This is a genomic window from Elioraea tepidiphila DSM 17972 (assembly GCF_000378465.1).
Lineage (GTDB): Bacteria > Pseudomonadota > Alphaproteobacteria > Acetobacterales > Acetobacteraceae > Elioraea > Elioraea tepidiphila.
Genome location: NZ_KB899911.1, coordinates 15,380 through 37,236 on the forward strand (window position 1 = coordinate 15,380; position 21,857 = coordinate 37,236).

The window sequence follows — 21,857 nt, forward strand, 5'->3', positions numbered from 1 at the left end:
CGCCGCGAGAGGAGCGGGGCGTGAACGAGGCGGCATCGTCGCCGGTGCGGGCGGAGATCGACTGGTGGGCGAGCGGCAAGCGGGCGGGCCGGCTCCGGGTACCGCTGTCGCGCAACGATTCCGGCTGGGGGACGGTGGCGATCCCGGCGGTGGTGATCGCGAACGGCACCGGGCCGACCATGCTGTTCACCGCCGGCAACCATGGCGACGAGTACGAGGGCCAGGTGGCGCTGCTCCGCCTCGCGCAGACGCTCGATCCGGCGCAGGTCGCGGGGCGGGTGATCATCCTGCCGGCGATGCATTTCCCGGCCGCGCGCGCGGGCACGCGCCTCAGCCCGCTCGACGGCAAGGACTTCAACCGCTGCTTCCCCGGCAATCCGCGCGGCAGCTTCGCCGAGGTGCTGGCGCACTACGTCGATACGCATCTGCTGCCGATGTGCGACGCGCAGATGGATCTGCACTCGGGCGGCACGGGGATGGAGATGGTGCCCTCGGCGGTCGGGCATGTGATCGACGATGCCGGCTACATGGAGCGCAGCCTCGCCATGGCGGACGCGTTCAACGCGCCGATCACGCTGCTGCTGGAGGAAGTGAACGCGGGCCCGACGCTGCTCGCCGCGGCGGAGCGGCGCGGGGTGGTCGCCCTCTCCTCGGAACTCGGCGGTGCGGGCCGGCTCTCGCGCGAGGCGCTCGCGATCACCGAGGCCGGCGTGCGCAACGTGCTGCGCCATCTCGGCATCCTGGAGGGCAAGCCGGTGACGGGCGCGCACGGGAGAAGCCGGCGCATGACCGTGCCCGACCTGGCGCACTACGTGTTCGCGCCGGCGGACGGGATCTGGGAGGCGGCCGATCCGCTCGGCGCCTCGGTGCGCGCCGGTGCCGTGGCCGGGCGGCTGCACGCGATCGAGGAGCCGCTCCGCCCGGCCGAGGTGCTCACCTACGGCGCGGAGGGGCTGCTCTGGTGCACGCGCGCACCCGGCCGTTGCCGCGAGGGTGATCCGGTCGCGGTGGTCGCGCGCGACATGCCATAGGAGGACGACGATGACGGCGGTGGTGAAGAACCTCAGCAACAGCAAGGCCGACGAGGCGGAGTGGGCGCTGCGCTGCGACATGGCGGCGATCTTCCGCGTCTCCGCGCGGCTCGGCTGGAACGAGCAGATCGGCAACCACAACAGCGTGATGCTGCCGGGCGACGAGCCGCTGTTCCTGATCAACCCGCGCGGCTACCTGTTCCGCGAGCTGAAGGCCTCCGACCTGATCGTCTGCGACCTCGACGGCAAGGTGCTGCGCGGCAAGGGCGAGCTGCGCAAGGTGGCCTTCCACATCCATGCGCGCATCCATCTCACCAACCCTAAGGCGGTGGCGCTGCTGCACGTTCATCCGCAGTACCTGACCGCGCTGTCGATGCTGGAGGGCGGCGAGCTCGCGCTCGCGCATCACAACAACCTGATGCTGAACGACCGCATCGTCTACGACGTCGAGGGCGACGAGCCGGTGCACGACAACGAGGAGGGGGATCGGCTGGGGCGGCTGCTCGGCGACAAGTCGATCATGGTGATGGGCGGGCACGGCGTCTCGGTGGCCGGGCCGACGCCGCATGAGGCGTTCGACGAGCTCTATATCGCCGAGCGCACGGCCATGTATCAGGTCACCGCCCTCTCGACCGGGCTGAAGCTGCGCACGCTGCCGGAGAAGCTCCGCCGCAACTATCTCGGCCCCTGGGGGGCGAAGGTCGATGCGCGCATGCATCTCGACGCATGGCGGCGCGTGCTCGACAAGGAAGAGCCCGACTACGCGACCTGACGATCCTCGCGCGCGACCTCGACCGCGAGGGCGGCGACGGCGCGCGCGATCGCCTCGGCGCGCGGCAGGTCGACGCTGACGGGGTAGCGGTCCTCGGGCGCGTGGAACCACGGGTTGCGGCCGATCAGCGAGAGGTAGCGGCCGCCGCGCGAGGCGATCTCGTGCGCCTCGCCGTTCGCCGTGCCGCCGGTGACGGGCTCGATCGGCGGGCGCGGATGGCCGGCGGCGACGAGCGCCGCGGTCATGCGTTCGGCGAGGCCGTCGACATTGCTGCGCACGGTCAGATGGGGCTCCTCGGCGGTGCCGAGATTGGCGCCGAGATGGATCGTGAGCGCGGCATCGCGCGCGAGGGCCGGCTCGTCGGTGAAGATCCGGCGCGCGCCGACATGGCCGAGCTCATGCCCGCAGGTAGCGAGCGCGACCACCGCGCGCATGCGGGGTGACGGGGCGAGCGCGCGCAGCGCCTCCAGCCAGGCGAGGATGCCGCCGCCGCGCTCGGCCGTGCTGGTCCACCACGAGGTGCGCGGGGTCAGCAGCACGAGCGGCGGCGCGGCGCCGGCGAGCGTGGCGCGCACCGAGTGCGACACGGCGGGCACGCGCGTGCCGGTCACGACCAGACGGGCGGCGGCGCCTGACGCGGCGAGGGCGGCGAGGCGGGCGGCATCGCGCCCTGCCACCTGCAGCACCGCGGGGCCGAACGGATGTTCGATGTCGTGCGCGTTCAAGGGGGCGAGCCCGTCGGGCTTCGTGCGCATCGCGATGACGATGCCCTGGTGACGGCTCTGCTGCCGGGCGCGGGCGAAGGCGTTGCCGGGCAGGCTCGCCGCGGCCGGGTCCATCTCGGCGAAGCCGATCGGGGCATCCGAGCCGAGCGCGCCGAGCGTGCCGGTGATCCCCTCGGGCGGCGTCGTCCCGCCGTCGAACAGCGGCAGCCCCGCGATCGTGGCGCGCTCGGCCTCGATGCGCGCGTCTCCGGGCACGAACCGGGTGAACGGCGCCGGAACGAGTACGGCCTCGGCCCCGGTCCGCTCGGCCTGTTCGCGCAGCCAGGCGGCGGAGGCGGCATCGCCCGCGCTACCGGCGCGCCGTTCGCCGAACGCGTCATAGGCGGCGAAGAAGGACGCGGGTGTCATGGCGCGCTCACACGTCGCCGAGCAGGCGCGGCAGGAACAGCGCCACCTCGGGCACGAACAGCACGAGGCAGAGCGCGGCGAGCATGGCCAGCACGAACCAGATCACCCAGGGCACGGTCTGCTCGATCGAGCAGCCGGCCACCTTGCAGGTGACCATCAGGTTCACGGCCATGGGCGGGGTGAAGGCGCCGATCGCGATGTTCATGGTCAGCACGATTCCGAACCAGGTGAGGTCCCAGCCGAACTGGCGCGCGATCGGCACGAGGATCGGCAGGAAGACGAGGAAGATCGAGATCGCATCGATCAGCATCCCCGCGATCAGCACGATCGCGGTGATCATCAGCTTCATCACCAGGTCGCTCTCGGTCAGCCCGAGCAGCGTGCGCGCGAGCGCATCGAAGGCGCCGACGGTCGCGCCGGCGAAGGCGAAGATGCTCGCCAGCGCGACGATGATCAGCACCACCGCCGAGATCTCGGCGCTGTCGCGCAGCGTCTCGTAGATCTCGCGCGGCCCGAGCGTGCGGTAGATCGCCACGCCGACGAACAGGCCGTAGAACACCGCGACGACCGCCGCCTCGGTCGGCGTGAACAGCCCGGTGCGCAGCCCGCCCAGGATCACCACCGGCGCGGCGAGGCCCCAGGCGGCCTCGACGAAGCTGCGCCCGAACGGCGGGCGCGGTTCGTTCGGATCGGGCAGGCCGAACCCGCCGAGCCGCGCGAGAACCACCGCCGGGACCATCAGCGACAGCCCCACCAGCACGCCCGGGATCAGCCCGCCGACGAACAGCGCCGGTACGGAGACGCCGGGCACCAGCACCGCATAGACGATCAGCGGGATCGAGGGCGGGATCAGCACCGCGGTCGAGCCGGCCGCGCCGATCAGGGAGGCGACATAGGGCCGCGGATAGTTCTGCTTCAGCATCGAGGGCAGCATCACGGCCGAGACCGCGGCCGCATCCGCCGCGCCAGAGCCCGAGATGCCGCCCAGGATCATGCACACCAGCACCGCGACCACGGCGAGCCCGCCGCGCCGGCGTCCCACCAGCGAGGAGGCGAAGCGCACCAGCCGCTCGGCAACCCCCGAGCGTTCGAACATCATCCCGGCGAGGATGAACATCGGCAGCGCGAGCAGCGGATACTTCGCGATCCCGGTCCAGATATTCGTCGGCAGCGCCATGATGCCGAGCTGGTGCACGCCCATCACGGCGAAACCCGAGAGCCCGAGCGCGATGCCGACCGGCACGCCGAGGAACAGCAGCAGGAAGAACGCGCCGAGCAGCAGGGCGGAGCCTTCGATCACCATGGCTCAGCCCCGCGCCCGCGCCACACGGACCATGCGCCCGAGGATGCGCAGGCAGATCAGCACGGCGAGCACGGGCATCCACACCGTGTAGAGCCATTGCGGCACGCCGAGCCCGGGCGAGAGCACCTCGAACCGATACTCGTCCCACACATACCAGCCGCCGAGCCAGGCGATCGCGGCGAAGACGAAGAAGGCCGCGGCCAGCACCACCTGCTCGATCGCGCGCGCGAGGCGTACCGGCAGCTTCTCGGTGAAGAAGGTGAGGCGGATGTGCTTGTCGGCGCCGAACGCGGCGGCCGAGCCGATCAGCGTCATGATCACCATGAGCGCCACCGAGTACTCCTCGGTGAAGGCGATCGAGACATTGGTGAAGTAGCGCGCCAGCACATTGGCGAAGGTGATCAGGGCGAGCGCGGCCATGATCGCCGCGCCGATCGCGCCCTCGATCGAGACGGGCACGCGCGGCGGGGCTTCGCCGAGCTTCAGGCCCGGCGCCTCATGGCGGTCGGGATCGGCCATGCGCGGCGGCGGAGGCGCGCGGCCCCCGCCCATCACCCGTCAGGCGACCGCCTTGATCGCGGCCTCGGCCTTGCGCACGAGGTCGGCCCCGATGCGGCTCGCCCAGGTGTCGAACACCGACCGGGTCGCGCGCGCGAAGGCCTGCTTCTCGGCATCCGACAGCTCGACCACGGCGACGTTGCGCTTCGCGAGCTCGTCGAAGGACGAGCGGTCGCCGTCGCCGATGCCCTTGCGGGCGGCGGCGATCTGGCGTCGGGCCGCCTCCTTCGCGCTCTCGGCGACGATCTCCTGATCGGCCTTCGAGAAGCTCTCCCACACGCCCTTGGCGACGTGGAAGATGCCGGCATCGGCGCAGTAGTTCCACACCGTCAGGTGGCGCTGCGCGAGCGTGTCCATCTTGAAGGCGAGGAACAGGTTGATCGGGTTCTCCTGCCCGTCCACCGCGCCGGTCGAGAGCGCGGGCTGGAGGTCGGCGAACGACATCTGCACCGGGTTGGCGCCGAGCGCGTTGTAGATGTCGGCGAAGATCGCGCCGGCCGCGAAGCGGATCTTCAGGCCGCGCAGATCCTCGGGCGTGCGGATCGGCCGGCGCGAGTTGGAGATCTCGCGGAACCCGTTCTCGCCCCAGGCGAGCGGCACGACCTCGCGCTGGGCGAGCACCTGGAACAGGTCGCGCCCGGGCTCGCCGTTGATCAGCGCGTCGAAGGCCCGATGGCCGGGCATCAGGAACGGCATCGAGAACAGCGTCATCTCGCGGATCTGCGGCGAGAGGTTGATCGTCGAGGACACCGTCATGTCGATCACGCCCTGGCGCATCGCCAGCAGCTCGCGCGTCTGGTCGCCGCCGACGAGCTGGCTGCCGGGATAGACCTTCACGTTGATGCGGCCCTGGGTGCGCTCGGTGACGAGCTCGGCCCACTGGAACGCGCCCTCGGAGAGCGGGATCGGCCGGTTGCCGACCACCGAGAGCTTGTACTCGCTCTTCAGCGCCTGGGCGCGCGACACCCAGGGGGTGGCGAGCCCGGCGGCGAGGCCGGCGCTGCCGAGCAGCAGCGAGCGGCGGTTGGTGGCCATGGTCATCGGTGAATCCTCCTCACGTGCTGGTCCCGGCAGGCGCGGGTTTGGCGGCAGAATGCGAAGGAGGGGGGCGGCTGCGCAAGGGGTCATGGCCCTGTCGCTTATCAACGGCGGGCCGATCGGCCACAGTGGCGGGCCGGGGCGAGGAGGGGCGTCATGACACGAGGGGTGGTCGCCGTGACCGGCGGCGCATCGGGGATCGGGCTGGCGATCGCGCGCGCGGCGGCCGGGGCGGGATACCGGGTCGCGGTGGCGGACCGCGACCGGGTCGCGCTGGAGGCTGCGCGCGAGGCGCTGCCGAAGGAGGCGCTGTTCAGCCAGCTCGACGTCACCGACGAGGCGCGCGTCGAGGGCTGGATCGCGGAGGTGTCCGACGCCGCGACGCTGGTCGGCCTGGTCACCGCCGCCGGCATCGCGGCGGACGTGCATGTGCTGGAGACGAGTGCCGATCAGTTCCGCCGCATCCTGGACGTGAACGTGACGGGAACGTTCCTGTGCGCCAAGGCGGCGGCGCGGCGGATGCGCGAGACCGGCGGCGGGTCGATCGTCACGATCGCCTCGGTCTCCGGCGTGCGCGGGTCCAAGGGGCGCGCGGCCTATGGCAGCTCGAAGGCGGCGGTGATCAACCTCACGCAGGTGCTGGCGGTCGATCTCGCGGCCGACGGGATCCGCGCGAACGCGGTCTGTCCGGGTCCGGTCGAGACGCCGCTGGTCGCGCGGGTGCACACGCCAGAGACGCGCGCGCACTGGCTCGCGCATGTGCCGCAGCGCCGCTACGCGCGGCCCGAGGAGATGGCGGGCGCCGTGCTGTTCCTGCTCGACCCGGCGCAGTCGGGCTTCGTCACCGGCGCCGCGCTGCCGGTGGATGGCGGCTTCGCCGGTGCCGGGCTGACGGCGATCGGGCGCTAGGCAGGCGGATGCAGCACGGCGGGCGCGCGCGTCACCGCGCGGCGGCCGCGCTTGAACGCGTGCAGCACCGGCGCGATCTCGCGCACGGCATCGACCGCGGTCGGCGCATCCACGACGACGAGATCGCCCGGATTGCCGACCGCGATGCCGTAGTCGCCCTGCCGCATCAGCTTCGCCGAACCCGCGGTGAACATGTCCCAGGTCGCGCGCAGGTCGGCGTCCGTCGCGCGCTGGACGATGTTGGCGTAGAGATTGGCCTGGCGGATCAGCTGCCCGTCGCCCAGCGGCGTGAACGGGTTGAGGATGTTGTTCGAGGAGATCGAGCAGAGCACGCCGAGATCCGAGAGCCGGTTCGCGTCCACCGTGTTGCGGCGTACGTGGCATTCCTGGTCGCGCCCACCGAGATAGAGATCGGTCGCGGGCAGCACCGTCAGCGCGACGCCGACATCGGCCATCCGCTTCGCCACCACGTCGAACTCGCGATACGGCATGGTCGAGAGCTTGGTGACGTGGCCGATCGCCACGCGCCCGCCCCAGCCGTATTTCTCCGTCAGCTCGCAGACGAGCAGCGTGTCGAGCTCCTCGGCCGAGGCGCCGCTGTCGAGATGCATGTCGATATCGACATCGAATTCGCGCGCGAGTTCGAACACGCGGCGGATCTGCGCGGCGCGGTCGGTGTCGTAGTTTGGCGCCGCGCCGACCACGGTCGCGCCGTTCTTCAGCGCCGCCACCATCAGCTCGTCCGTGCCGGGATTGTTGGTCAACCCCTCCTGCGGCATCACGCAGATCTCGATGTCGATCGCCCAGGCGTAGCGGGCGATCGCCGCCTTCACGCCTTCGAGCCCGCGCAGCCCCACCTTGGGATCGACCTCGACATGGGTGCGCATCCGCGTGCAGCCATGGCTGATGCACTTCTCGAGCGTGCGGCTAGCGCGCGCGGTCACATCCTCCACCGTGAAGGTGTGCTTGATTTCCGAGACGCGTTCCATCGCGCGGTGCGGGTTGCGCGTGGTCTCGCAGGCGCAGCGGCCGAGGATGCAGGTCTTGTCGAGATGGATGTGGGTCTCGACGAAGCCGCCGGCGACGACGCGCCCGCCGCCCTCCACCGTCTCGCGCGCCGTGCCCGTGATGCCGCGGCGGATCTCGGCGATGCGGCCATCCGCGACGGCGATGTCCACCGTCGGGTCGGTCGCGCGGGCATCGGGCAGGCGGACATCGCGCAGCAGCAGGTCGAGGCTCATGAAGGTCTCCGGCGATCGGCGAGGATTGGCAGGATGCATGGCATGTGCCTTGCTGCCCAGGGTGCATGAACGCGAAAGAGCACAGGGAGACGGACCGATGACCGCTCGCGACTGCCCAACGCTTCGGCGGCGTGCCGTTCTGCTGGGCGCCGCGGCGCTGGCGGCACCGTCGGTGGCGCGCGCCCAGGCCTGGCCCGAGCGGCCGATCCGATGGATCGTCAACTTCCCGCCCGGCGGGGCCGCCGACATCCTCTCTCGCGCGCTTGCCGAGGCGCTCGGCACTTCGCTCGGCCAGCCGATCGTGGTCGAGAACCGGCCCGGCGCGGGCGGCATGGTCGGCTCGGAGGTCGTGGCCCGCGCGCGCGGGGATGCGCATGTGGTGATGATGTCGAACGCGGCCTCGCACGGGATCGGGCCGGTGCTGTATCGTTCCGTGCCCTATGATCCGGTAGCGGACTTCACCCACATCCACCTGGTCGGCACCTTCCCGAGCGTGCTCTGCGTGAACGTCGACCTGCCCGTGCGCACGCTTGCCGACTACGTGGCGCTGGCGGAGGGGCGGCCCGGGCAGGTGCAGTACGGCTCGGGCGGCAACGGCACGATGAACCACCTGATCGGCCAGCTCTTCATGCGCGCGGCCGGGATCGAGCTGGTGCACGTGCCCTATCGCGGCTCGGCGCCGGCAATGACCGACGTGATCGGCGGCCAGATCCCCTCGCTGATGGAAAGCCTGCCCACCGCGATGGGCAATATCCGCGGCGGGCGGCTGCGGCCGATCGCCACCAGCGAGGCCGAGCGCGCCACCACGCTGCCCGACGTGCCGACCTTCGCCGAGAGCGGTTTCCCGACGGTCGTCTCGACCAACTGGTTCGGCTTCTCGGCCGCGGCGGGCATTCCCGAGGCGGTCGCCGAACGCTGGCGCGTCGCGATCGCGGCGGCGCTCGCCTCCGACCTGGTGAAGGAGCGCTTCGGCGCGATCGGCGTGCGGCCCGGCAGGCTCGGCCCGGCGGAGTACACCGCGCTGGTCCGCAGCGAGCTCGACCGCTGGCGCGAGGTGATCCGCGCCGGCAACATCACCGTCGATTGAGGCGGCGGGTGCGCGCGCTCAGCCGGGGCGCGCGAAGACGTACTCGTCGCAGCCGGTGCCGAACAGGCCGATGCCGGGGCGGTGGCAGAAGCGCCGCACCGGCGCGAGCCCGAGCTCGGCGGCGAAGGCGAGCATGTCGGCCTCCGAGATCGACTCGTAGGGATAGCCGCCCAGCCAGTCGCGCACATCCGTCATCCAGTTCATGCCGCGATTGGCGACATAGCCGTCGACATAGGCGCGGAAGCTGCGTCCGCGCAGCACCATGGCGGCGCGGAAGGCGGTGGTGTAGGCCGCCTCGATCAGCCGCCGCACGGGCTTCGGCGCAGCCACGTAGAGCCGCTTCTCGATGCGCCAGAGGCCGCAGAGCGGCGTGCGCCGGTAGAGCGCGATGATCAGCAGCCCCCCCGGCGCGACACGGTCGGCCGCGCAGCGGATGGCGCGGCGCATGTCGCCGGTGTGGTGCAGCACGCCCCAGGAATAGACGACCGGGAAGCGCGGCAGGTCGTCGATCGCGAACACGCTGCGCTGGCTCACCGACCAGGCGGCGCCGGGCGCGTAGCGGCCGAGCACTCGCTCGGCGGTCGCGACCGAATCGGGGTCGAGGTCGATCGCGGTGACGCGCGCCGCGCCGAGCCGCAGCGCCGCGACCGCGTGCAGGCCGGAGCCGCAGCCGATGTCGAGCACCTCCTTGCCGGCGAGCGCGCCGTCGGGGACGAGCCGCTGCAGCCCGGCGACCGCCTGCTCGACCGCCGCCGGCGAGAGGTGCTCGGCGAAATCCGCCCAGTTGCGCCCGAACTCGAACTGCGCCCCCACGCCCGTGCCGGCCGTCACCGCATCCGCTCGCCGGTCACGGCGCCTCCCTGCCGGTCATCCGCCCCTCTCATGTGAACCGCGCGACCATGCGGCGCCCGCGCGCGAGCAGCCTGACGAGCCGGTTCGCCGCGCGCCCCGCGACCGGTGCGCTGAGGGCGGCGGTGGTGGCGAGCGGGGCACCGACGCTGTGGCGATGCGTGCGCAGCCAGAACTCCAGCACCAGCAGCGCCCAGACGCGATAGGCGCTGAAGTCGCGCGTCATGCGGTCGAGGTAGCGGGCGAGTCGGTCGCGCGGGATCCAGGCGGCGAGGCAGGTCGGCCCGGACAGCAGCAGCGCGCGCGCCGCCGGCAGCAGCGCCTCGGCCCCCCACAGCCCCATCGGCAGGCCGAAACCGCGCTTCGGCCGGTCGATGATCGCGGACGGCAGGTAGCGGCGCGCCACCTCCTTAAGCACGTGCTTGCCCGCGCCGCCGCGCACGCACTCCGACGCGGCGAGGCGGCTCGCGAAGTCGGCGACCTCGCGGCCGAGCAGGGGCGCGCGCACCTCCAGGCTCGACTGCATGCTCATCCGGTCGACCTTGGCCAGCACCGCGCCGGGCATGTACATGCGCACATCGGCCTCGCGCAGCCGATGCACGAGCGGCCGCGGATCGCCATCGAGCGCTGCGCGCGCGGTCGCGAACTCGTCCACCAGCGCAGCCGGCACGCCGCCGGCGAGCGCCTGGAGCTCGCTCTCCGGAAAGACGAGCAGGCGCGCCGACCAGTAGGCGGCGCCCGGCGAGAAGCCCGGCAGGCGCAGCCGCGCGGCCTCCGTCGCCTCGTCGACCGTCGCCATGTAGCGGCCATAGCCGCCGAACAGCTCGTCGCCGCCATCGCCCGAGAGCGCGACCGTCACGGCCTCGCGCGTGAAGCGGCTCAGCAGGAAGGTCGGCAGGCAGGAGCTGTCGGCGTTCGGCTCGTCGAGCACACGGCCGATCTGCTCGCAGAGCCCGACGCTGTCGGGGCTCAGCACCTGCTCGCGGTGGTCGGTGCCGAGCAGGCCCGCGACCTCGGCGGCGTCCTTGTGCTCGGACTCGGCGAAGCCGGCGAAGCCGATCGTGAAGGTCTTGACGGGTTGGCCGAGCACGCGCGCGGCGAGCGCGACGACAAGGCTGGAATCGACGCCGCCCGAGAGGAAGGCGCCGAGCGGCACGTCGCTGATGAGCCGCTGGCGCACCGTGCCCACCAGGATCGCTTCCAGTTCGTCCGCGGCCTCGCTCAGGCTGCGCGCCGGCTCGGCCGGCCCGTCGGGGACGAACCGGTAATGGGCGCGCGTCGCGAACGTGCCGTCGGCCTCGCGCATGAGCAGATGCGCGGGCGGCAGCTTGCGCGCGCCACGATAGATTGTCTCGGGGGCGGGCACGTACTGATAGGCGAGGAAGCGCGCGATCGTGTCGCCATCGACGCGGTCGTCGAAACCCGGCACCTCGGCCAGCGCCGACAACTCCGAGGCGAAGGCGAAGCAGGTGTCATTGTCGGTATAGTAGAGCGGCTTCTCGCCGAAGATGTCGCGCGCCAGCATCAGCCGCCCGGACGCCTCGTCGTACCAGGCGAAGGCGAACATCGCGTCGAGCGAATTGAGCGCCGCCGCACCGTCGCGCTCCAGCGCCTCGAGCAGCACCTCGGTGTCGCTGTCGGACCGGAACGCCACGCCCTCGGCCTCGAAGCGGGCGCGCAGGTCGCGGAAGTTGTAGATCTCGCCGTTGAAGACGATGTGCGTCCGTCCCGATCGGCCGGTCATCGGCTGGTGGCCGGCCGCGCTCAGGTCGATGATGGCGAGGCGGCGATGCGACAGCGCCACCCGCCCATCGGGCGAGACCCAGACGCCGGCGTCGTCGGGGCCGCGATGCGCCATGAGATCGGCCATGCGGCGGGCGATCGCGCCCGTATCGATGGCGCCGGGCTGCCCGCGCTTCAGGATGATCCCGGCAATTCCGCACATGGCTCGATCATGTCTCACGCAGGGCCGCGCCGGCCGTGGCATCCGGCGTCGGCGCCTTTGCAGCATTGCGGGCCGGCGGCGGTCAAGCCGGCACGCGGGACCGGGGCGCGGACACGCTGGCACGCCCCCGGCGCTTCTGCTAGGACCGAACGCAATAGCGTCGCAGAGCGGACGAAGCGGCAGGATTGATCGATGGCATTGGCCGAGGAGATGCGCTTCGGTTTCGGCAGGAACTGGGCCGAGTTCGTCGACACGCGGCTCAGTGACGCGGCCATCGAGGACTCGCGCCGGCACATGGCCGGGATGCTTCGGCTCGATGATTTCCGCGGCAAGGTCTTCCTCGACATCGGCTGCGGCTCGGGCATCCATTCCCTGGCGGCCCTGCGCCTCGGTGCCGAGCATGTGATCAGCTTCGACTACGATCCCGATTCGGTGGCGACGACCAGGCGGGTGAAAAGCTTCGCGGGCGATCCGCCGAACTGGGAGGTGTTCCAGGGCTCGGTGCTCGACGCCGCCCAGATGGCGTCGCTGCCCAAGGCCGATATCGTCTATTCCTGGGGCGTGCTGCACCACACCGGCGACATGTGGACGGCCGTGCGCAATGCCGCGATCCCGCTGAAACCGGGCGGTGATTTCTACATTGCGCTTTATTCATCCGACAACTACGTCGACCCGCCGCCCGCCTACTGGCTGGACATCAAGCGCCGGTACAATCTCGCCGGGCCCCTGCGGCGGCGGCTGATGGAATGGCAGTACGCGGCGCGGGTGGTGCTGCTTCCGGAGCTGAAGGCGGGACGCAATCCGCTGCGCGCGATCCGCGACTACGGCCTGCGCGGCATGGCGTTCTGGACCGATGTGCGCGACTGGCTGGGCGGCTGGCCGATGGACTTCGCGAGCCTCGCCGAGACGCAGGCGTTCTGTCGGCACGAGTTCGGCCTCACGCTCGTCAATGTGAAGGCCGGCCAGGGCTGCACCGAGTATGTCTTCGCCGATCCGGGGCTCAGCGCGCGCTGGGCCGAGATCGAGGCCACCCGCGCATTGATCCCGCTCAGCGGCCCCTTCACCCATGTGGGCGGGTGCCAGTACGCGGCCGGGCTTCCCGGCCTCGAAGCCGTGGCCGACTCGAACGAGCAGCCGCAGCGCTCGCGCCTGATGTTGTACGAGGACGGGGTGATGCTGGGCCTCGCGCACAGCGTCCATGCGCATATCGCGCGCTACGGCGGCGGACGGTTCTCGCATTGGGGCCCCACGCTCTCCTTCTCCTCCTCGGACGGGTCGGATCCAAACACCAATGGCCGAACCTACGCCTACTGCGAGCGGTTCTAGCGGATGAGCGACGCCGAGGCGCTGTTCCGGCAGGTGGTCGCCGCCTACGCCGAGGAAGGGTTCCCGCACGAGATCATCGGCCAGTGGACGCTGCCGGCGACCGATGTCGCCGACCTCGTGCGCGCGATCCGCACCGAGGCGCCGCGGACGGTCCTGGAGGTCGGCACCTTCGTCGGCCTCAGCACCATGCTGATCGCGCTTGCCGGCGGCGGCCGCACGCGCGTGCTCTCCATCGACCCGAACTTCCCGATCGAGGTCGAGATGCGCGGCATGGGCTCGCGGCTCGGCTCGATCGACACGACGCGGCGGACCCAGGAGATCGCGCGTGCAGTCGCCGCACGGCTCGGCATCGCCGACCGGCTGGACTTCGTCGCGGGCGGCTTCTCCTCGGGGTCGACCTTCGCCGCGCGGCGGCAGGATCCGGATCTGCGCGTGCCGGTGGTCGGGCCGGAGGTCTGCGCCGCGCGCGGCCCGTTCGACCTCGCCTTCATCGACGGACTCCATTATGCCGACGTGGTCGCGGGCGACGTCGCGCTGGCGACCCGGCATGTCGGGCCGTCGGGCGTCGTGCTGATGCACGACTGCGTCGGCATATGGGGGACGAATGTGCGCGCGGGCATCGGCCGCTTCCTCGCCGGCGCGCCCGAGTGGCGGCTCCTCCATCCGCCCTTCGCCGATCTCTACCCCTCGATCGGGACGCTGTTCCGCCCGGCGATGCGCGCCGATCTCGCCGCGCGCCTCCGCGACGAGCCGCTGCTCGTGCCGCGCATCGCCGCGCTCAGGACCCCGCTCGCCACCGCCGTGCTGCGCCACACCGGCGCGCGGCGGATCCTCGAACTGCACACCGGCGCGCCGGTCCTGGCCGAGGCCTTCGCCCCTCTGGTCGATATCGGCACGCTGCCGCTTCGCCCCGATCGTGCCGACGCGGCGTTCGCCCGCATCGCCGAGGCCGATCCGGCGGCGACACTCGTGGTCTCCGCCGGAGGTCCGGACACGCTCGCCGATCCGGCCTTCGCCGGACTGTTCACGACGCTGGCCCGCGCCGGGATCCCGGCGCTGTTCCTGCGCACGCCTCCCGGCGAGATGGGCGCGGCATGCCGCTTCAGCCGGCCGCTCGCGTGCTGGGTGACGGAGGCGGCGCGCGCGGGGCTGACGCTCCGGGAATGGCCGCCGCTCGTGCTCGCGCCGTCGACCTTCCTCTACCGCGACGCCGATCGGCAGGAGCGGGTGTCCTCGGCGCTCTGCAACATGGTGGTCGCGGCACCCGGGGCCGGCGGTGCCGCGCCGCTGCGGTGGGCCGAGGCGCTGCCCGCGATCACGCCCGAGCGCGCGGAGCTCGTTGAACAGCAGGACCTGCTGGAGGTGCACTACGCCAACGCGTTCCGCACCCTGTTCGCGGAGCGCGCGGCGGCGGCGGAGGCGCACTCCATCCCCGAGGCGGCGGCCGTCGTGTCGGCGGCCCCGGGCGCTGCCGAGCGGTCCGAGGAGGCGTCGGCGCCGGGCGTGGCGCTGGCTTCTGCGGCGACGGAGGGGGACGGCGGGGCATCAGTCGTGGCTGGTGCGGCGGCGGAGGGGCACTCTGGCCCCGAGGCGGCGGCCGTCGTGCCGGCGGCCCCGGCCGCTGCCGAGCGGTCCGAGGAGGCGTCGGCGGCGGGCGTGGCGCCGGTCCCTCCGGCGACGGAGGGGGACGGCGGGGCATCGGTCGCGGCTGTAGCGGCGGCGGTCGCGCCGGCGGGGCGTGAGTCCGCGACCGGGGCGAGGTCGCCGTTCGAGGCGCTGCTCGACTCGGCCTTGAAGCATTGCCGCCGCACCGGCGCGCCCGCGTTCGGTGTGTTGATCGACGGTCCCGTGACCGGGGAAATCCGGGCCCATTGCCTCAGGGGCACCTCGATCGTCGCCGTCTGGACGCGCGAGGAATTCGAATCCGCCCGTTCCGACCGGGGCCAGTGCGGCAGGGAGGGAGGAAACGGCGGCATTCTCGTGCCCCCGGAGTGCCGCGGCGTCTACTTCATCGGCTCGCCGCGGCGGCTGACCCGGCCTCTGCTCGGCCAGGCCTGGCGGCACGGTCTGCACGAGTTCCGGATCCCGGTCGCCGGGCAATGGCTTCCCCTGCCGCTGCCGGTTCTGCATCGCGCGCAGGAGCTGCGCGTGCGGTTGCACGGCGCCTTCCTGAAGCTGCGCGACGGCGTGCTCCGACAGATCGAACGACGCGTGGAACGGCGTCGGCCCGAGGCCCCCGTTCCGACCCCCGTCGTCCGGCGACTCTCCAGCATGGATGCGGCGGTGGCGGCGATGCTGGCCGGGGCGCGGCCGGGCAGCGACGCCGTGCCGGGCCGGGTCATCCTGGTCTGCGGCAATCTGGCGCCGGGCGGGGCGGAGCGGCAGGTGGCGAACACGCTGGTCGGGCTTGCCCGCGCCGGCCTGCGCGACGTCTCCCTGCTCGCGCACGTGCTCAACAGCGGCCCCGCGCGCCACGACTTCCACCTCGGCCGGCTGATCGAGGCCGGCATCCCCGCGCGCGAGATCGAACGGGTCGTCCGCAGCAGCTCCGATCCGGCGTTCCCGGCGGTACTGCACCAATCCGGGCGGGCGCTGCCCGAGGGCGTGGTCGTCGACATCGCCAACCTCGTCGTCGAGTTCCGCCGCGCGCGGCCCGAGGTCGTGCACGCCTGGCTGGACTGGGACTGCGTGCGCGCCGGCCTCGCCGCGGCGATCGCGGGCGTGCCGCGGATCGTGCTCTCCGGGCGCAATCTGGCACCCTACCACTTCGCGCTCTACCAGCCCTACATGGATGCGGCCTACCGTGGCCTCGCCGGACTGGCGAACGTGCACTTCCTGAACAACAGCCGTGCCGGCGCCGACGACTATGCCGACTGGATCGGCATCGCGCGCGAGCGCATCCGCGTGATCCACAACGGCATCGCGGCCGAGGACTGCGCGCCGCTGACCGAGACCGAACGCGCGGCCGAGCGCCTGCGCCACGGGATTCCCGCCCAGTGCGTGCTGATCGGCGGCGTGTTCCGGTTCGTCGCCGAGAAGGATCCGCTGCTCTGGCTCGATGCCGCGGCGCTGATCGCGCAGCGGCTGCCCTCGGCCCGGTTCATCCTGTTCGGCCAGGGCCAGTTGCAGGCCGAGATGCGGAACCGGGCCGCGACGGCCGGCATCGCCGAGCGCGTCACCTTCGCCGGCGTGACGGATGATCCGCTGCGCGCGATGGGGATGATGGACGTGTTCCTGCTGACGTCCTACGGCGAGGGGCTGCCGAACGTGCTGATCGAGGCCCAGGCCATGGGCACGGCCGTGGTGTGCACGCAGGCGGGCGGCGCGCCGGAGGCGGTCGCCGAGGGGATGAGCGGAACGGTCGTGCAGCAGCGGGATGCGACACGGATCGCCGAGGCCGTGCTGGCGCTGGCGGGCGACCGCGCGGCGCTGGCGCGCGCGCGCCGGGAGGGGCCGCGCTTCGTCCGGGCGCGCTTCGGCATGGCGCGCATGATCGCGGAGACGATCGAGGCCTACGGGCTCGAGATGCCGGCCGGTGCGCTGTCGCGCGACACTTCGGCGGGCCGTAGCGACCCGGCCGAACAGCCTGTGCGCGCGCTCGGCGCGGCGTGACCGGCGCGGCGGTGGTGGTGTGCGCGCGGTCCGCCGCGGCAGCGTTGGCTCGCGCGTCGCGCCGCCGATGAGCGGGCTCGCTCGCAGGGCGCTCAGCCCGCCGCTGAACGCCGGCGCCCTGCTCGAGGTGGCCCGGTTCATGGGCCGCCATCGCGAGCTGATCCTGACCATGGCCGGCCGCGAGGTGCGCAACCGCTATGTCGGCAGCGCCCTTGGCTCGGCCTGGGCGGTGCTCTCGCCGCTGCTGCTGATGGGCGTCTACGTGTTCGCCTTCGCCGTCATCTTCCGTGCGCGGCTGGGCGAGGCGGAGGGCAGCGCTGCCTTCGTGGCCTATGTGCTCGCCGCGCTCGGGCCTTGGGTGGCGCTGCAGGATGCCGTCGCGCGATCGACCCAGGCCATCGTCGGCAATGCGAACCTGGTGAAGCAGATCGTGTTCCCGAGCGAGGTCCTGCCGATCAAGACCGTGTTCGGCGCGGCGCCGACGCTCGCGATCGGGCTCCTGGTCGCGGTCGGCGCGGCGCTCGCCGCCGGCCATGGCAGCCTGTTCGGCCTGCTGGTGCTGCTGCCGGCCGCACTCGTGTTCTTCACCGCGCTGCTGGTCGGGATCGCCCTGCTGCTCGCCGCCGCCGGCGTCATGCTGCGCGACCTCAAGGACGTGGTGGCGCTGCTGCTCACGGTCGGGCTGTTCCTGCATCCGATCCTCTATGCGCCGGCGGCGACGCCCCAGTGGCTCGAACTCGCCTTCCATGCGAGCCCGTTCAGCTATCCGCTCTGGTGCCTGCGCGATGCGCTGTTCTACGGCGCGATCACGCGGCCGCTCGCCTGGGTCGCCGCGGCGCTCATCGGCGCGCTCACGCTGGCGCTCGGCTGGCGGGTGTTCCGCGCGCTCAAGCCCATGTTCGGCAACGCGCTGTGAGCCGCCCCGCCGTCAGCATCGCCGGGCTCTGCAAGGCCTACCGGCTCTGGCCGCGGCCGCACGACCTGCTGGTCGAGGCGCTGACGGGGCGGCGCCGGCACGCCGAGTTCGTCGCCCTGCAGGATGTCTCGCTCGACCTGGCCGCGGGCACGGTGCTCGGCGTGCTCGGCCGCAACGGCGCGGGCAAGAGCACGCTGCTGCGGATCATCGCCGGCACGCTCGATGCGACCGCCGGCAGCGTGCGGGTGGACGGGCGGATCGCCGCGATCCTGGAGCTCGGCACCGGCTTCCACCCCGACTACACCGGCCGCGAGAACGTGCTGCTCGGCGGCATGTGCCTCGGCATGTCGCGGGCGGAGGTGAAGGCGAAACTGGACGAGATCGTCGCCTTCGCCGAACTCAAGGAGTTCATCGACCGGCCGCTGCGCACATACTCGAGCGGGATGCAGGCGCGGCTCGCCTTCGCGGTCGCGACCTCGGTCGATCCGGACGTGCTCATCATCGACGAGGCGCTGAGCGTCGGTGATGCGCGCTTCCAGCTGAAGTCGTTCGACCGCATCCGAAGGTTCAAGAGCGAGGGGCGGACGATCCTGTTCGTCAGCCACTCGATCCAGACCGTGGTGGCGATCTGCGATCGCGCCGTGCTGCTGGAGCGCGGGCGCATCATCGCCGACGGCGAGCCCAACGAGGTGGGCAACCTCTACCACGAGCTGCTGTTCGGCAGGAACGAGCCGGCGCGCAGCGCGGTCGCATCCGAGGCGCCTTCAGAGACGTCCGGGACGGGCGAACCGAGAGCGGCGGACGGGCGCGAGATGCGCTACGGCATCCGGTCGGTCGAGATCGCGCGGGTCGAGATCGTGGATCGGCATGGCGCGCCGGTTTGCCGGCTGCGCAGCCTGGAGCCTTACGAGATCCGCCTCGAGATCGTCGCCTTCGCGGATACTGTCCCGCTGCACTACGGCGTGCTGGTGCGCGACACCAAGGGGTTCGAGATCTTCGGCTGGGATACCGCGTCGGCCGGGCGTGCGCCGCGACCGGGGCTCGCCGCCGGCGAGCGGCGCGTCCATCGCCTGCGGTTCCGCTGCACGCTCGCCGGCGGCACCTATTTCCTCACTGCCGCGCTCGCCCGCGAGGACGGTATCAAGGAGGATGTGCGCTTCGACGCCGTCGAGATCGTGGTCGAGCCGACGCCCGCGCTGCACGTCTCGTCGCTCGTCAATCTCGAGCTGACGGATGTCAGCGGCGAGGCGCTGCACGGGGACGCAGGGGAACAGACATCGGGATGACACCGAACGACACCGCCCGGGTCCGGCCGGGCCTGCCCAAGAAGGATCGCGTGCCGGTCCGCTCCGGCATGAGCGCCGCGTTCGTCAACACGATGCAGCTCGGCGTGGTCGACTACCGCTACAAGGGTCGGCTCGCCGTGAAATGCCCGATGGATCTCGCGATCTATGCCGAGCTGCTGCAGGATCTGCGCCCGCGCGCCATCATGGAGTTCGGCACCTACGAGGGCGGCAGTGCGATCTGGCTGGCAGACCAGGTGGCCGCGTTCGGCCTCGGTGCCAAGGTGTACTCCTTCGACATCCGCCCGCCCGCCGACCTCTCCTACCCGGGCGTCGAGTTCCGTTTCTGCGACACCGCGCGCATCAGCGACTCGATCGACGACGCGTTCATGCGCGCGCTGCCGCGGCCGCTGCTGATGATCGAGGATGCCTCGCACGTCTACGGCAATGTGCTCAACACGATGGAGTTCTTCCACGCGCATGCCGTGCCCGGCGACTATCTGATCGTCGAGGACGGCATGATCTCGATCGCCGAGGCGGAGGATCTGCACGGCTACGAGGGCGGGCCGTTCCAGGCGATCCACACCTTCCTCAAGGAGCACCCGGGGTTCTACGAGATCGACCGCGCGCGCTGTGACCGATTCGGGCCGAACGTGACCTGGAACCCGGACGGCTACATCCGCCGGATCGCCTAGAGCAGATCGCCCACGGCTGGAATCAGCCGTGGGCGTGAAGATGCTCGAACGCAAACCCTAGAGCGGTTTCCACTCATGTGGAAACCGCTCTAGCGCGGCGCTGCCGGCGCGCCGAGCGTCGCCTTCGCCGCGGCGACGATCTTTGGCGCCGTCACCTTCACCACCTCCTCCAGCGGCGGGGAGAACGGCACCGGCACGCGCGGCGCGCCCAGCCGTCGCGCCGCCTTCACCGAAGCGGGGCCGAGGCGCTCGATCGTGCGCGCGACCACCTCCGCGCCGAAGCCCCCTGCCTGCACCGCCTCGTGCACGACGAGCAGCCGTCCCGTGCGCGCGACCGAGGCCGCCACCGCCTCCTCGTCCCACGGCCAGAGCGTGCGCAGGTCGATCAGATCGACGCCGATCCCTTCGGCCGCCAGCGCATCGCAGGCCGTTTCGCAGTCAGGCAGGATCGCCGACCACGCGACCAGGGTGAGGTCGTTGCCGTTCCGCACCTCGCGCGCGCGGCCGAAGGGCAGCGGATCGATCTCGGCCGGCACCGGGCCGGTCACGCCGAACAGGTTCTTCGGATCGAAGAACAGCACGGGGTCATCGGACCGGATCGCCGCGACCAGCAGCCCGGCCGTGTCGGCGGGCGTGGACGGTGCCGCGACCACCACGCCCGGCAGATGCGCGAACCAGGACTCCAGCGTCTGGCTGTGCTGCGCGGCCGAGTTGCGCCAGATGCCGTGCGGCATGCGCACCACCACCGCGGGCTTGGCCTGGCCGCCGAACATGTAGCGGATCTTGGCGATCTGGTTCACGAGCTCGTCCATCGCGCACATCACGAAGTCGAAGATGCGCATCTCGATGATCGGCCGCGTGCCGACCAGCGCCGCGCCGAGCCCGGCACCCATGATCGTGCTCTCGCTGATCGGCGTCGAGACGACGCGGTCGGGCCCGAACGCGTCGAGGAAGCCGCGGTACTGGCCGAACAGCCCGCCGCGCGCGACGTCCTCGCCGAGCACCCACACGCGCGGATCGCGCCGCATCTCCTGCAGGGCGGCGCGGCGTCCGGCCTCGACCAGCGTCAGGGTCTCGGTCGTCACGGGCGCGTCCATCACGCGGCCTCCGGCGCAGGCGTGTCGAGCACATCGGTCCAGGCGGTCGCCGGATCGGGCCAGGCCGCGGCGAGCGCGGCGTCGCGCGCCGCCGCCATCTCCGCCCGCGCCTCCGCCGCGATCGCATCCAGCGTGGCGTCCGCCGCGCCTGCCTCGATCAGCCGCGCGCGCAGGCGCGCGATCGGGTCGCGCGTGCGCGCCTCCGCCACCTCCTGCTCCGGCCGCCACGCCGCCTTGTCGGTGCTGGTATGGCCGAGCAGGCGGAAGGTGCGGAGATGCAGCAGGTGCGGCCCGTCGCCGCGCCGCACGGAGGCGACCAGGCGGCCGGCGGCCGCGTCCACCGCCGCCGCGTCGTTGCCGTCCACGCTCTCCGCCGGCACACCGATGGCCTCGGCGCGCGCGACCGCGCCCGCCCCGGCGGTCACCTCGCCCGCGCGCGTGAAGGCGGCGACCCCGTTGTCCTCGCAGACGAACAGAACCGGCAGGCGATAGAGCGCGGCCCAGTTCAACCCTTCGAGGAACGGCCCGCGATTGATCGCGCCATCGCCGAAGAAACAGGCGACGATCGCATCCGAGCCGAGCAGCCTGAGCCCCTGCGCCGCGCCGACCGCGATCGGAATCCCGCCCGCCACCACGCCGTTCGCGCCCAGCATGCCGACCGAGAAATCGGCGATGTGCATCGACCCGCCCTTGCCGCCGCAATGGCCCCCCGCACGCCCGAAGAGTTCCTCCATCATCCCCGCGATGCCGGCGCCCTTGGCGATCGCGTGGCCATGGCCGCGATGGTTCGAGGTGATGCGGTCATCCGCGCGCAGGTTGAGACACACCCCGGCGGCCACCGCCTCCTGCCCGATCGAGACGTGCAGCGGCCCCGGCATCTGCCCGGCCGCGTGCGCCGCGAGTGCGGTCTCCTCGAAGGCGCGGATGCGCACCATGGTGCGGTAGAGATCGAGCCACCGGCGCGTGTTGTGTCCGGTCGGTGCCGTGTCGGCCATGCGGGTCCCCTGGTCCTCTTGCGCATCCTGCGGAACCGCGCTCAACAATCAAGCCGCGTGCGCGAAG

General features: G+C 72.0%; 18 protein-coding genes. 9 read left to right on the forward strand and 9 right to left on the reverse strand.

Annotation, left to right across the window (positions count from 1 at the left end):
- Positions 1 to 20 precede the first annotated feature (20 nt).
- Together F563_RS0101635 and F563_RS0101640 are read left to right on the forward strand one after the other, a co-directional pair.
- Positions 21 to 1,031, forward strand: a complete 1,011-nt coding sequence (locus tag F563_RS0101635) for a succinylglutamate desuccinylase/aspartoacylase family protein (protein ID WP_019012897.1) — start codon at positions 21 to 23, stop codon at positions 1,029 to 1,031.
- 10 nt (positions 1,032 to 1,041) lie between these two features.
- Positions 1,042 to 1,803: a class II aldolase/adducin family protein gene (locus F563_RS0101640; protein ID WP_019012898.1), complete on the forward strand. Its 762-nt coding sequence runs from the start codon at positions 1,042 to 1,044 to the stop codon at positions 1,801 to 1,803.
- Here F563_RS0101640 and F563_RS0101645 read toward each other — a convergent pair.
- Genes F563_RS0101645 through F563_RS0101660 form a run of 4 tightly spaced genes read right to left on the reverse strand, consistent with a single transcriptional unit; the run spans position 1,791 to position 5,838 of the window.
- Entirely contained in the window at positions 1,791 to 2,936 is a 1,146-nt protein-coding gene (locus F563_RS0101645) for a hypothetical protein (RefSeq protein WP_019012899.1), read from the reverse strand. The two genes, F563_RS0101640 and F563_RS0101645, sit on opposite strands and share 13 nt — an antisense overlap.
- Positions 2,937 to 2,943: 7 nt before the next feature.
- Positions 2,944 to 4,239 (reverse strand): TRAP transporter large permease, encoded by a 1,296-nt coding sequence (locus tag F563_RS0101650; protein ID WP_019012900.1) that lies wholly within the window; start codon positions 4,237 to 4,239, stop codon positions 2,944 to 2,946.
- 3 nt (positions 4,240 to 4,242) lie between these two features.
- Positions 4,243 to 4,758 (reverse strand): TRAP transporter small permease, encoded by a 516-nt coding sequence (locus tag F563_RS0101655; RefSeq protein ID WP_019012901.1) that lies wholly within the window; start codon positions 4,756 to 4,758, stop codon positions 4,243 to 4,245.
- 39 nt (positions 4,759 to 4,797) lie between these two features.
- A complete protein-coding gene (locus F563_RS0101660) occupies positions 4,798 to 5,838 on the reverse strand; it encodes a DctP family TRAP transporter solute-binding subunit (RefSeq protein ID WP_019012902.1) in 1,041 nt (346 codons plus the stop codon).
- 153 nt (positions 5,839 to 5,991) lie between these two features.
- Here F563_RS0101660 and F563_RS0101665 point away from each other — a divergent pair, with 153 nt between their 5' ends.
- On the forward strand, positions 5,992 to 6,744 hold the full coding sequence (locus tag F563_RS0101665) for an SDR family NAD(P)-dependent oxidoreductase (protein ID WP_035574420.1): 753 nt from the start codon (positions 5,992 to 5,994) through the stop codon (positions 6,742 to 6,744).
- On the opposite strand, the gene F563_RS0101670 is transcribed toward F563_RS0101665, so the two are convergent.
- A complete protein-coding gene (locus F563_RS0101670) occupies positions 6,741 to 7,985 on the reverse strand; it encodes an amidohydrolase family protein (protein ID WP_019012904.1) in 1,245 nt (414 codons plus the stop codon). The genes F563_RS0101665 and F563_RS0101670 overlap by 4 nt on opposite strands.
- Before the next feature lie 97 nt (positions 7,986 to 8,082).
- Here F563_RS0101670 and F563_RS0101675 point away from each other — a divergent pair, with 97 nt between their 5' ends.
- A complete protein-coding gene (locus F563_RS0101675; RefSeq protein WP_019012905.1) occupies positions 8,083 to 9,072 on the forward strand; it encodes a Bug family tripartite tricarboxylate transporter substrate binding protein in 990 nt (329 codons plus the stop codon).
- 18 nt (positions 9,073 to 9,090) lie between these two features.
- On the opposite strand, the gene F563_RS21190 is transcribed toward F563_RS0101675, so the two are convergent.
- Positions 9,091 to 9,903 carry a class I SAM-dependent methyltransferase gene (locus F563_RS21190; RefSeq protein WP_019012906.1) on the reverse strand — a complete coding sequence of 271 codons (813 nt, stop codon included), beginning with the start codon at positions 9,901 to 9,903 and terminating at the stop codon, positions 9,091 to 9,093.
- A gap of 49 nt (positions 9,904 to 9,952) precedes the next feature.
- Complete coding sequence (gene asnB, locus F563_RS21195; RefSeq protein WP_019012907.1) at positions 9,953 to 11,866, reverse strand: asparagine synthase (glutamine-hydrolyzing); 1,914 nt, start codon at positions 11,864 to 11,866, stop codon at positions 9,953 to 9,955.
- Between the two features lie 192 nt (positions 11,867 to 12,058).
- On the opposite strand from asnB, the gene F563_RS21200 reads away from it, so the two are divergent.
- From F563_RS21200 to F563_RS0101710, 5 genes are all read left to right on the forward strand, one after another.
- The gene (locus tag F563_RS21200) at positions 12,059 to 13,192 is read left to right on the forward strand and encodes a class I SAM-dependent methyltransferase (protein ID WP_019012908.1); all 1,134 of its coding nucleotides are present in this window, start codon (positions 12,059 to 12,061) and stop codon (positions 13,190 to 13,192) included.
- Between the two features lie 3 nt (positions 13,193 to 13,195).
- Complete coding sequence (locus F563_RS0101695) at positions 13,196 to 16,804, forward strand: glycosyltransferase (RefSeq protein ID WP_019012909.1); 3,609 nt, start codon at positions 13,196 to 13,198, stop codon at positions 16,802 to 16,804.
- Between the two features lie 67 nt (positions 16,805 to 16,871).
- Positions 16,872 to 17,720, forward strand: coding sequence for an ABC transporter permease (locus F563_RS0101700; RefSeq protein ID WP_026299240.1), 849 nt, complete (start codon positions 16,872 to 16,874; stop codon positions 17,718 to 17,720).
- Positions 17,717 to 19,006: an ABC transporter ATP-binding protein gene (locus F563_RS0101705; RefSeq protein ID WP_019012911.1), complete on the forward strand. Its 1,290-nt coding sequence runs from the start codon at positions 17,717 to 17,719 to the stop codon at positions 19,004 to 19,006. The genes F563_RS0101700 and F563_RS0101705 overlap by 4 nt, the downstream gene beginning before the upstream one ends.
- A complete protein-coding gene (locus tag F563_RS0101710; RefSeq protein WP_019012912.1) occupies positions 19,003 to 19,698 on the forward strand; it encodes a CmcI family methyltransferase in 696 nt (231 codons plus the stop codon). Before F563_RS0101705 ends, F563_RS0101710 begins: the two co-directional genes overlap by 4 nt.
- Before the next feature lie 89 nt (positions 19,699 to 19,787).
- Here F563_RS0101710 and F563_RS0101715 read toward each other — a convergent pair whose 3' ends face one another.
- Together F563_RS0101715 and F563_RS0101720 are read right to left on the reverse strand one after the other, a co-directional pair.
- On the reverse strand, positions 19,788 to 20,795 hold the full coding sequence (locus F563_RS0101715; RefSeq protein ID WP_019012913.1) for an alpha-ketoacid dehydrogenase subunit beta: 1,008 nt from the start codon (positions 20,793 to 20,795) through the stop codon (positions 19,788 to 19,790).
- Positions 20,795 to 21,790 carry a thiamine pyrophosphate-dependent dehydrogenase E1 component subunit alpha gene (locus F563_RS0101720; protein ID WP_019012914.1) on the reverse strand — a complete coding sequence of 332 codons (996 nt, stop codon included), beginning with the start codon at positions 21,788 to 21,790 and terminating at the stop codon, positions 20,795 to 20,797. The genes F563_RS0101715 and F563_RS0101720 overlap by 1 nt, the downstream gene beginning before the upstream one ends.
- Positions 21,791 to 21,857 lie beyond the last annotated feature (67 nt).